At 64.9% G+C, this 11,049-nt stretch carries 13 protein-coding genes; 5 read left to right on the forward strand and 8 right to left on the reverse strand.

Features of this window, described 5'->3' with window-relative positions; all coding sequences use genetic code 11:
• The 5 genes from QN345_RS10295 to QN345_RS20590 all read right to left on the reverse strand — a co-directional run.
• On the reverse strand, positions 1 to 428 hold a 428-nt coding region (locus QN345_RS10295), incomplete at its 3' end, for a cytochrome c biogenesis CcdA family protein (RefSeq protein WP_323508624.1).
• Between the two features lie 110 nt (positions 429 to 538).
• Complete coding sequence (locus QN345_RS10300; protein ID WP_323508625.1) at positions 539 to 1,612, reverse strand: M56 family metallopeptidase; 1,074 nt, start codon at positions 1,610 to 1,612, stop codon at positions 539 to 541.
• Entirely contained in the window at positions 1,609 to 1,974 is a 366-nt protein-coding gene (locus QN345_RS10305; RefSeq protein WP_323508626.1) for a BlaI/MecI/CopY family transcriptional regulator, read from the reverse strand. Before QN345_RS10305 ends, QN345_RS10300 begins: the two co-directional genes overlap by 4 nt.
• A 140-nt stretch (positions 1,975 to 2,114) precedes the next feature.
• Positions 2,115 to 2,708: a DUF305 domain-containing protein gene (locus tag QN345_RS10310; RefSeq protein WP_322189813.1), complete on the reverse strand. Its 594-nt coding sequence runs from the start codon at positions 2,706 to 2,708 to the stop codon at positions 2,115 to 2,117.
• Positions 2,709 to 2,861: 153 nt separating this feature from the next.
• Positions 2,862 to 3,344 (reverse strand): DUF6153 family protein, encoded by a 483-nt coding sequence (locus QN345_RS20590; protein ID WP_369125148.1) that lies wholly within the window; start codon positions 3,342 to 3,344, stop codon positions 2,862 to 2,864.
• Positions 3,345 to 3,558: 214 nt separating this feature from the next.
• On the opposite strand from QN345_RS20590, the gene QN345_RS10315 reads away from it, so the two are divergent.
• From QN345_RS10315 to QN345_RS10325, 3 genes are all read left to right on the forward strand, one after another.
• Positions 3,559 to 5,643, forward strand: a complete 2,085-nt coding sequence (locus QN345_RS10315) for a copper-translocating P-type ATPase (protein WP_322189812.1) — start codon at positions 3,559 to 3,561, stop codon at positions 5,641 to 5,643.
• Positions 5,644 to 6,122: 479 nt separating this feature from the next.
• Positions 6,123 to 6,455, forward strand: coding sequence for a sulfocyanin-like copper-binding protein (locus tag QN345_RS10320; protein WP_322189811.1), 333 nt, complete (start codon positions 6,123 to 6,125; stop codon positions 6,453 to 6,455).
• 58 nt (positions 6,456 to 6,513) lie between these two features.
• The gene (locus QN345_RS10325; RefSeq protein ID WP_134447456.1) at positions 6,514 to 6,810 is read left to right on the forward strand and encodes an SHOCT domain-containing protein; all 297 of its coding nucleotides are present in this window, start codon (positions 6,514 to 6,516) and stop codon (positions 6,808 to 6,810) included.
• A gap of 675 nt (positions 6,811 to 7,485) precedes the next feature.
• On the opposite strand, the gene QN345_RS10330 is transcribed toward QN345_RS10325, so the two are convergent.
• Together QN345_RS10330 and QN345_RS10335 are read right to left on the reverse strand one after the other, a co-directional pair.
• On the reverse strand, positions 7,486 to 7,629 hold the full coding sequence (locus QN345_RS10330; protein WP_166787303.1) for a hypothetical protein: 144 nt from the start codon (positions 7,627 to 7,629) through the stop codon (positions 7,486 to 7,488).
• Positions 7,630 to 7,657: 28 nt separating this feature from the next.
• Entirely contained in the window at positions 7,658 to 9,121 is a 1,464-nt protein-coding gene (locus QN345_RS10335) for an FAD/NAD(P)-binding oxidoreductase (protein ID WP_322135614.1), read from the reverse strand.
• A gap of 112 nt (positions 9,122 to 9,233) precedes the next feature.
• Between QN345_RS10335 and QN345_RS10340 the strand changes: the two genes are divergently transcribed.
• The gene (locus QN345_RS10340) at positions 9,234 to 9,599 is read left to right on the forward strand and encodes a rhodanese-like domain-containing protein (RefSeq protein WP_322189810.1); all 366 of its coding nucleotides are present in this window, start codon (positions 9,234 to 9,236) and stop codon (positions 9,597 to 9,599) included.
• Between the two features lie 76 nt (positions 9,600 to 9,675).
• Here the strand turns inward: QN345_RS10340 and QN345_RS10345 are convergent, their stop codons facing one another.
• Positions 9,676 to 10,398 carry a DUF2202 domain-containing protein gene (locus QN345_RS10345; protein ID WP_322189809.1) on the reverse strand — a complete coding sequence of 241 codons (723 nt, stop codon included), beginning with the start codon at positions 10,396 to 10,398 and terminating at the stop codon, positions 9,676 to 9,678.
• Positions 10,399 to 10,539: 141 nt separating this feature from the next.
• Between QN345_RS10345 and QN345_RS10350 the strand changes: the two genes are divergently transcribed.
• Positions 10,540 to 11,049, forward strand: a 510-nt coding sequence (locus QN345_RS10350; protein ID WP_323508627.1) for a response regulator transcription factor, incomplete at its 3' end; no start/stop codon positions are given.

The raw sequence follows: 11,049 nt of genomic DNA on the forward strand, positions 1-11,049 counted from the left end.
ACCGCTACGCCGATCAGTACCGGAGCGCAGCATGAGCTGGCCGCGCCGGAGAACACTCCGAGTCCGTAGACCGAGGCAAGGCCGTGACCGGCGGGAACGCGGCGGGCGAGCATCGGAAGCTGCAGCTTCCAGCCGAACAGCATTGCGATTCCTCCGATCAGCATTGCCGTGGCGGCGATCGTGAAGACGATCGCGTGCTGGCCGGAGATCAGGCCGATCAGGGCCGTTGCTCCCAAACCGATCGGCACGATGATGGTCGCGACCCCGGCAGCGAAGACCAGGGTCGCTCCCACGATGCCGGAACGCCGACGCATGCCCGACGCCAAGTAGGCGGGCAACATCACCGACACGCAACAGGGCGCGAGCAGGGCAACCAGGCCGCCCAGGAAGGCGGCGAGCAGAGTGCCGCCGAACAGTAGATTTTCCATATATTCGTCGCCTTCACTCGGGCCGCGTCCTGCGCGGACATTCACCTATCCTCCTAAGGAGATTAGGTGATCGTGATGCGGTTGTCTAGCTGGCGTGCCGAAGCTGAAAGTCAGCTGGAGAAGCGACCCTCGTCCATGCTGTCGACGGCACACGGGGCATGCGCGGCGGGCGCAGGCGCAGGCGCGCTGCCGGAAGAAGAAAGGGACGACGACAGGCTGGTTTCCGGCTCGGCGGGGCACAACGCGTGGTCCGCGCTTGTGACGGCCGGCCAGCCGAGGGCGAGTCCGGGCGCGATCAGCAGCAGCGCGATCGCGGCCGCTGCAGCGCACGCGGGGACGCGGCCCACAGACTGGCGCGGGGGGAGGAGTCGGCGGACGCGGGCCGCAGCCCCGGTTCCAGTGGCTCCGAGTGCGACGGTCGGCACTGCATGCGGCGGCACGGCTACGACGGCCAGGAGCGCCGCCGCGACCGTGAGCCGGTGAGTTCGTGCGGCAGCGACATCGTCGGCACGAAGTTCAACCAGGCGAGCCGTCTCCCGCGCAGCCAGCCGGAAAGGCGGGAGCCCGTGAAAGGCGTGCGACAGTGCCACGGAGAATGCCAGGGCGAGGTCATGCCGTTCAGTGAGGTGTGCGCGCTCATGGGCCAAAACCGCGATGAGCTCCTCGTCCGTCAAAGCGTGAAGCGCGGCCGTGGTGACTACAGTGCGCCGGTGGATTCCCGGCATGCAGTAAACCGCCGCTTCCGTGGAATCGAGGATGACGATATCGCGATCGAAATCCGGGCGACCAACCATGTCCAGAACTCGACGATGTGCATTGCGCTCCCGTGACATCCGGGCGCCCGTTGATGCCAGGCCCCAGAAGCAGCGAGTGATGACGGCGCCGGCCAGCAGCGCCCCACCAATACCGACGGCGGCCCCGGCCGGCGTCGAATACTGCTGTTGCAGCGCCATTGCACAAGCCTGGAGGTCGTCGATGATGCCCTGTCCGCCCAGGCCGGCGATGGGAATCGCGAAGGACAGGCCGGCGAGGGCCAGCGAGCCCACGACCGCGACCGTCAGGGCCTGCCAGGACGCGATAGCGAGCCGAGGCGCGCGATCGACCCAGTTCGCGCGCAACAGGAGCCGGGGGACGGCAAGGGAGAGCGCTATCGCGTACACGGTCAGGATGATTGCGACAATCATGACTCCGGCTCGTTGTCCTGCGCGGCGGAAAGCAAACGGCGGAGTTCGGCTGCTTCGTCGTTGGGCATTTCGTCGACGAAGCCCACGAGTGCTGCCGCCCGATCGTCGGCGAAGGACAGTGCCTCGCGGATGAGTCCGGACACGTAGTCGTCCCGGGTGGCGGCGGGACCATAGCGGAATGCGCGGCCGTCCCGTTCCTTGCTGAGCCAGCCCTTGCGGTTAAGGATCTCGGTGACCGTTTGCACGGTGTTGTAGGCGAGCCCGCGATTGAGTCGGTCGAGGATTTCCCGTACCAGGAGCGGGTTCTCGGCCTGCCAGACCTCGTTCATGATCGCGTTTTCCAGATCACCGAACTTCGCCATGGTCGAGCCCCTTCAAAATGTTGGTGTAACTCGCGAACGGACCAGAAAATGAAGGTCAATCTAATCCTAGTCACCTAAGGGAATTAGGCGCCCGGGGCCGCGGAGCGCCGATGACGCTCCGCGGCCTGTTGGCGGGTCGGCTACATGGTGGCGAGGATGTCCTGCATTTGTCTGATCTGCGCCGTCTGGTCGGCAATGATCTTCGTGGCCAATGCCTGTGCTTCCGGGTTCTGCCCGTCCTTGAGCTCGACGTCGGCCATGTCGATCGCGCCCTGATGGTGCTGGATCATCTGCTGGAGGAACAGTTTGTCCGCGGCCGGACCGGTCGCAGCGTCGAGCGCGGCCATGTCCCCATCGGTCATGGAGCCTGAGCTCATGTCCATTCCGGGCATGTTGGTGGCGGTCGCACCCCAGGCTGTGACCCAGGAGCTCATCATCGTGATCTCCGGCCCTTGGGCCGCCTTGATCTGCTCGGCGAGAGCGGTGACGCGTGGATCGACCCCGGTCTTGTCGAGCATGGTCTGGGCCATGGTGATCGCCTGCTGGTGGTGGTTGACCATCGGCATGGCGAACGAGACGTCGGCATCGTTGAACACCGCTGTCGATGCGGCGGGGGCGGAGGATGCGGATGCACTGGCGCCGCCGGCCGTGGTGGCACCGGCCGAACAGGCGGACAGGGCGATGGCTGCGGCTAGCGCGGTGGCGGTCAGGAGGGGAATGCGTAGGGAAATCAAGGGGAGTCCAATCTGTCAAACAAGGGTCGTGATTGTCGTCAGCGGAAGAAGATCCGGAGACGGCGAGTGTGCTCGCGGATGCAGCGAGACACGGAAATTGCTGGAATGGGGAGAGTCCGCCGCACCAGGTGGAGGCTCACAGCCGGTTATTGATCAGACGCGGCTAATCGACAGGGCCGTCAGCGAGGGCGGTCGTTGTGGAGGGAGGCGCAGCGGGAGAGTGGGTGCTGCGCGCACGGCGGAGCGGTCGGCAACGAGGGCAATTGCGTGCTGGGCTACAGGATTGGGGGAGTGCGCGATGAGTCCGGCGGCACACGCGGACCCTGTCATGAGGCAATCGGTGGCACACATGCCGAGACAAGTCGACGGCAGGTGCGACCTTCCAGATGTAGATGCCATGGAAATCGAGGCGGACGGCAGTTCGAAGTCCGACCCCCCTGCGCTGAGGACTGACATGTTCGAATGCGGGTCAGACATCGCGTGGGAATGCGTTGAGGCTTCGGATTCTGCCGCCATCCCTGCATGCATCGCTACCATTCCGAAAACGATGGCTGCAAGCGAGAGGATTCCGAGGAGCGAAAGACGCAGTTGCGCGGCGGCTGTGAACGCGCGACTGCACGGCTGAGCTTCCACCATGGCGTTCCCTTCCTTCCCGTGCCGTCCGGAGGTGGCAATGCTCACACTGTAGTCAACGGATGCTCCGCGCGGTCTGAGAGGGCCCACCTGATTCCGCGAAGAGACAGCCCGAGGTCACCAAGGGGCTTATACCTATGGGGGGTATATGCTGATGATGTAGGCACCGAGAAACACAGTGTTGAGTACCAGCAAATTCCTCGAGAGGATCGTTCATATGAGCCCATCGGCCGAGACCAGGATCATGCATGCGCATGCGGCAGCCACGCCCACGACGAGGCAAGACGCCATGGGGCACGGCGGCGGCCATGGCACCATGACGATGAGCAGCATGATCCGGGATATGCGCAACCGGTTCCTGGTGGCCGCGATCCTCTCCGTTCCGATCACGCTTATATCGCCGATCGGCCGCGAGGTCATCGGGTTCACTTTTCAGGCACCGTTCGGGCTCCGTGACGACATAGCAGCGCTGATCCTTTCACTGCCGGTGATCTTCTACTCTGCATGGATCTTCTTCGACGGCGCCTACCGGGCGCTGCGGGCGAGAACGCTCGACATGATGGTGCTTGTGGCCGTCGGCGTCGGATCGGGCTGGCTCTACAGCGTCGTGGTCACCCTGACCGGCGGCGGCGACGTCTTCTACGAGGCCGCCACTGTCCTGGCCAGTTTTGTGCTGCTGGGGCACTGGGTCGAAATGCGGGCACGGGGCGGCGCCAATGACGCCGTCCGCACCCTGCTCGAGCTGGCCCCCGCGCAGGCCTTCGTGATCCGCGAGGGCGAACCCGTTGAAATTCCCACCGCGGACATTGTTCCGGGCGACCTGATGCTCGTGCGCCCGGGATCCAAGGTCCCCACCGACGGCGTTGTCGAGTCCGGTGATTCCGATATCGATGAATCCATGGTCACCGGTGAGAGTCTTCCCGTGGCCAAGACGGCCGGCTCCGCGGTGATCGGCGCCACCGTGAACACCACGGGCACCCTCCGGGTGCGGGCGACGAAGGTGGGCGCGGACACCGCACTCGCCCAGATCGTCGCGCTCGTGCAGGAGGCCCAGAATTCCAAGGCTCCCGGCCAGCGCCTGGCCGACCGGGCGGCGTTCTGGCTCGTGCTGGTCGCCCTGATCGGTGGAATCGCCACCCTCCTTGTCTGGCTGCTCTCGGGCGCAACCGGTCCCACGGCCATGCTGTTCGCGATCACCGTGGTCGTCATCACGTGCCCGGACGCGCTCGGGCTGGCGACCCCGACGGCGATCATGGTCGGGACCGGACTTGGCGCCAGGCGCGGCGTCTTGTTCAAGACCGCGACCGCGCTGGAAACGGCCGCACGGATCGACACCGTCGTGATGGACAAGACCGGCACCCTCACCCAGGGCAAGCCGGAAGTCACCGACTTCGTCGCAATCGGCATGGACGAAGACGAGCTGCTCGGACTCGTTGCCGCCGTGGAGCGCGAGTCGGAGCATCCGCTCGCCGCTGCGGTGGTCAGCTACGCCGCGGGACGGGGTGTGACCGTTGGCGACGCCGTCGGCTTCGAGAACGTACCCGGGCACGGGGCGGGGGCGACGGTGAGCGGGCACCACGTGCTCGTCGGCAACCGCAAATTGATGCTCGCTCGAGGCGTCGATATCCAGCCGGTGAGCGCGCGGCGTGAGGCCCTGGCGTCGACTGGACATACCGCTGTCCTGCTGGCCGTGGACGGCAACGTGGCCGGAGTAGTGGCTTTGGCAGATGCTGTGCGCCCGACCGCTGCGGCAGCCGTCGCGGCCATGCACGACGCGGGAATCCAGGTCGTCATGCTCACCGGAGACAACGAAGCCACCGCCGCACGCATCGCCTCCCAGCTCGGGATCGATACCGTGATCGCGGAAGTGCTACCGGAGGACAAGTCGGCGAAGATCACGGAACTCCAGGCTGCAGGCAAGAGGGTTGCCATGGTCGGCGACGGTGTCAATGACGCCCCGGCGCTGGCGCAGGCAGATCTCGGGATCGCGATCGGCGCCGGCACCGACGTCGCCATTGAGACGGCGGATGTCGTGTTGATGCGGTCCGATCCGTTGGACGTCCCCGTTGCGCTGCGGATCGGGAAGGGAACCGTTCGGAAGATGCGGCAGAACCTCGGCTGGGCGATCGGATACAACGCCATCGCCCTGCCGATCGCGGCCGGCGTCTTCTTCCCCGCATTCGGAATCCGGCTCAGCCCCGAGATCGCGGCGATCTCGATGTCCGGCTCCAGCGTGATCGTCGCCGTCAACGCGCTGATGCTCAAGCGCCTACGCCTGCCGCGGCCTGCAGGGAATCCCTGAGGATGAACCATCCCATCACCAGGACTTGGCTCCAACCATGAGGCCGGATAGCCGGACAACATCCCAACGCTCGCCTTCCAGCAAGTAAGCCCCCGAGTCAATCCTCCATACAGTCTCCACACGCTCGCCAACGGTCCTGCATACGGGGCGCGCAGAGTGGACACCCTCAACGAAATCGTCAGAGGAGAAGCAAAATGCGCATGAACGCACTCGTCGTAACTGCGATCGCTGGAGCTGTCGCGACAATCGTCGGTCTGACTGGGCTGTCCGTCGGTGTCGTCACCGCCACGAACGGGAGCGCGCCAGTCTTTGGTAACTCGGCCGGATCGTCGTGCGTGCAGCCGCCACTAGCGGGATCCATTGTGAATGTGTCGCTGCGGAGCATGGGCGGCCCCATGATGGGCAACAACTCGAGGATGGGCGCTGACAACGGGATGACGGGTAAGAGTACGGGGAATCGAACGATGCCACGCGGGACCATGAGTCTCAGCATCGATCGATCCCGTGTCGGCTCAGGAGTCGTTTCCTTCCTGGCCACTAATGAGGGCAGCATCCGCCACGAACTGGTCATCCTTCCGCTGACGGATTCGCAGGTCGCGGGCAGCAGGCCGACCTCCAGCGAAAACAAAGTCGACGAGACCGCGAGTCTCGGCGAGGCCTCCGCAACGTGCAACGCCGGTGAAGGCTCCGGAATCGCTCCCGGGAGCGCCGGCTGGGTGACGCTCAACCTGGCGCCGGGACGATACGAGATCGTCTGCAACCTGCCAGGCCACTATGCCGCGGGGATGTACCAGAAACTGATCGTGTCCTGACGCGACGAACACGCGAATTCTTGAGCTATCGAAACAGAACAGAGCAAGGGAGAAAAATATGATGTGGGGAAACGGGTCTTACATGGCGTGGGGATGGCCCTTCGGGTTGTTGGTCGTCGTCGGCATCGTGCTGTTGGCCATTTGGGCGGTCCGATCCTTTGGCGGTTCGGTACAGCACCACGATCAGCGGGCGGCAACGTCGCGCGATGAAGGGGCCGTGCAGCCGAGCAAGGCTCGCCAGATTCTGGACGAGCGCTTCGCAGCCGGCGATCTGAGCGCCGATCAATATCGAGAACAGCTGAAAGTGCTTGGCATTCCATCGTCCGGTGCCGACGGCGGCGATGGAAAGCGCTAGACAAGGATCAGGAATCTTAGGGACCGTTCGTAATCTGACAAAATCATTGATGTAATCCGATACCCCCCGGGGTATACTGGTACTTCCGTTTCATCAATGAAGGAGAAACCCATGTGTAGTCCCGTCCGCTGCGACCGTTGCAACAAGATCACCTGGGCTGGATGCGGCGAGCATGTGGCCAGCGTGATGGCCGATGTTCCGCCCGCCCAACGCTGCACCTGCAACTAACCAGCACCGTCCCGTCTTCGCGAGGGGTTTCGAACGAGTGTTGACGAGCAGGGAGGCACTCATCGCCTCCGCACTCAGGCTTCAGAGCGAGACACATCAGCGACTGGTTGCCGTCTCCGGTGGCCAGTCGCTCTGCACTCTTTCGCGCGGCGCTGACCGCTTGCAGAGCCTGAAGTATTTCGAAGGAATGGCTGCGGCCCTTGCCGAGGTGCGTCGGGCAATCCGTCTCCTTTCGGATTCTCCCGACGAGGATACCCACGAGGCGCTTCGCGACATCCGCGATCGATGGGCCACCCAGTCCGGTGCGCCGGGTCGCACCGGTTGGGCGTGGACGGACTACCTTGCTGGCGGGGTCGACGCGGTAGAGCGCCTGCTCGCCGAGTATCCCTGGCTAGCGCACGGAAGGCGCGGTTGCCCCGCCGTCGCGACCCGCGCATCTGGTGACAGTCAGTCGTGATGTTTGGCGAGTCGGTACATCGTCCAGTTCAGGCCGAGGAAGCGGATGAACTGCAGGACGGGGTTGCTTCGTCGTCGCAATTCGCCCGTCCCGGGCAGCGGCGCTGCATCGATTCGTGCCTGTGCGTCGTCCACGCTGATCTCCCTTGGTCGGTGAAGCAGGTTATTCGGGGATGAGGTACCAAAGCGGGTAGGCCTTGGCCTTGTAGATGAACAGGGTGTGCAGCATCCGCTTTACCCAGTGCGCGGCGAGCCCGATGTCGCCGGTTGTCTCCTTGGGATCTCGGCCGGCCGTGTTCGGGTGCCGGGAGTAGTCCGGCACGATGGGTGACATCGACATGGCCGCCGCGGTGCCGGAGAGCATTCCCGTTCCCGTCGAGGCGATGCAGGCTGCCGCCATGTCGCCCATCGACGCCGTGTGGGTCGGCTCGGTGGAGCCGCTCAGGACCATGTCGGAAATGGTCATCGCCACGGCCTTTCCCATGGAGCCTGAGGGCATGCCCGTGCGTGGCGGCGCCGGGGCGACCAGGACGCCGTCGGGGGTCGCATAGGGGCGGGAAATCGCGTGCGGCGGGGCAAACGCGATCCCGATCCCGAACACGTTGTGGTGCAACGGGGTCTGGTATGTCTTGGGCCAGTCCTGCGCCGTCCACTGGTCGAAGGGTTTGGCTTCGTAGTTCGCGTCTACCCGCATGAACCCGCTGGGAGCGAAGATCGAACCCGTGATATCGGCTCCATCCCTATCGAAGGCCTCAAGGCCCACGCCACGGAACGGTGGGAGAAGCATGGCGAAATCGAACGGCTGGGTGTTCTCCGTGCCGTCGATCTGCCGGTAGTGGATCAGGCCGGGTTCGATCTCGGTGACCGCGGCCTGGGTGATCGCCTTCATCGCCCGTTCGCGGAAGAGCGACTCCATCCAGGCCTCGCTCGTGATCCTGCGGTCGCCCTGGCTGAAGGTCATTCCGCCGACGCCGAAATCGCCCAGCTCATGCTCGTTGGTCAGGTAGATGACCTCTGCACGTTCCCGGACCCCTGCCGCGCGGAGCTCATGTTCGACATTGAAGGCATACTCGAACGCCGCACCCTCGCAGGTGCAGGTCCCATGGCCCACTCCGATCACCAGGGTCTGCCGGCGACCGGTCTTCAACGTTCCGATGACCGCAGCCAGGCGTTTAGCTGCCTCGACGGCGTGGCTGGGCGTGCAGACCGACACGGTGTGACCGGCGTCCGGACCGAGGCCCGGAGTTGCCTCGAAGTTCAGGCGGGGGCCTGTCGCATTGATGAGGTAGTCGTAACGGATGCGTTCGGTCTGGCCGGCCCGCTTCGGGTCCGTGTACACCACATCCACGGCTCCGCGGGGGCTGACGGCATCCCCGTCCGGTCGCAGTGCGACGGCCCGGGCCTGGCGGAAGACGATTCTCTTCCGCCGGTAGATCGGCGCGAGCGGGAACACCACCTTGTCAGGGCGCATCTTGCCGACACCGACCCAGATGTTCGAGGGGATCCAGTTCCAGTTCGAGTTCGGTGACACCACGACCACTTCGTGCTTCCTGCCCAGTCTCCGCTTGAGGAACAGCGCAGCGGTGTGGCCGGAAACCCCGGCTCCCAGAATGACGACTCGTGCCATGTCAGACCCTCTCAATCCCAGCCTCGATGCTGTTGATCTGAACCATACTCCTATACCTAAGGGGGTATCGCTTCGGACGGAAAAAATACCCAAGGGGGTATAAAGTGGCACGATGAACACAGTGATCACAGCCCTGGCCCTTGCCCTTGCCGCCCTCTTCGGCCTGACCGCGTGTTCGTCGGCTGCACCCGCGTCCGTTTCCGCGGATTCCGTCGTCATCGATGTGCGCACCCCGGGGGAATACGCGGCCGGCCATCTTGCGAGCGCGATCAACATCGATGTGCAGTCACCCGACTTCGACAGCAAGGTCGGGGCGCTGCCGAAGTCGGGCGCATACGTCGTCTACTGCCACTCGGGCAATCGTTCGGCGGCAGCCGCCGCACGTCTCGGGCAATTGGGCTATTCCCACGTGACCGATGCCGGTTCCATGACGGCAGCGGCGGCCTCGACGGGCCTCGCGATCGTGACGACACCGTAGTAGCGCTGTCGGTCCATCGCAGGGAGGGAAGAGGGGCGCCCACGGTCTATGGACGCCCCTCCACCGTCTGTTCGTGTCAGCCGCCGAAGGCGGACAGGTGGTGCTGCGAGCCGGTGAGCAGGTGCTCGTAAACGGCCAGAACGTCGGGAGCGGTGACTCCGGCCGAAGCCGCCGTCAGGTCGGCGATGTCGGTCGTCTCGACCGTGCCGGCCGTTTCCCTGGCCGCGTCCAGGCTCGCTGAGCCCTGGGAAAGCAGGGTGTCGTAGAGCTTTTGGCTGGCGTCGGTCGGGAACCTTCCGACCTCGAGGCCGATGGTCGGGTCGGTGATGCTGTAGCGCTCCAGAAGAGTGCGAACGGCATCCAGGTGCATCGTCTCAGACCGGGCGATCCGGCTGAAGACCGCCACGTCATGCTTCTCGGCGAAGGCGACATACAGGTCATGGGCTACCTTCTCCTCGGCCGCCAGCGCAGTGAGGCTGGCCTTTTGCTCATCGTTCATCGTGCCGCTGGCCACGTCGGCGAGGCCGGCGCCCATGCCCATACCCTTGCTGGTGCCGCCCTGCATGCCGGCACGGTTTCCTGCGCCCATGTCTGCGCCCATCTCGGAGGCGGAGCCCATGCCGTCGCCCATGCGGTTCATGTGCTCAGTTTGGGCGTATGGCTGGATGCTGGATGCTGTTGGTCCGGTACCCTGCGGATCCCCGCCGCGGTTCATGGCGGCGATGCTCGGTGTGGCGATGAGGGCGGTGATGACAACTCCGCTGGCGATCGCCGTGGTGATGATGATTCTCTTGCGCATGATGTGCTCCTTCAGATTGTGGGTTGTTGCTACCTACAAACTCCCTTCCCGCGGTGCAGGGGGTCTGCCGGGTGTGTGGAGATCGCGTGGAGAACTGAAGGCGCCGCCACCGCGGACGGGGGCGGCGGATAGGGTGAAGTCATGCCAACAGTGCTGGTCGTCGAGGACGAACGTGACATCCGGGACGTGCTCCGTCGGTATCTGGAACGGGCTGGATTCTCGGTGCTGACGACCGCGTCGGGAGCGGAGGCGCTGCGTCTGCTCGACTCGGCAGACCTCGTACTCCTCGACCTCGGCCTTCCCGACATCGATGGCACCGAGATCCTCCGCGAGGCCCACGGAATGCAGAACCTTCCCGTGATCGTGCTGACGGCCCGCAGCGGCACGGACGACCGGATTCACGGCCTCGAGCTGGGCGCCGATGACTACGTGACCAAGCCGTTCAGTCCCGCCGAGGTGGTGCTTCGGGTGCAGGCCGTGCTCCACCGATACAGCGGACTGCCCGGGGAGGCCGGCCCTGTCGCCTACGGCAACGGGCGGCTCCGCATCGATGAGGCCTCGCACAAAGCGTGGCTGGACGAAGCCCTCCTCGATCTGACCCCTACCGAATGGGGGCTTCTGGCCGCGGTCGCGGCCGCGCCCGGGCGGGCG

This window comes from Cryobacterium sp. 10I1 (assembly GCF_035019805.1).
GTDB classification, from domain to species: domain Bacteria; phylum Actinomycetota; class Actinomycetes; order Actinomycetales; family Microbacteriaceae; genus Cryobacterium; species Cryobacterium glucosi.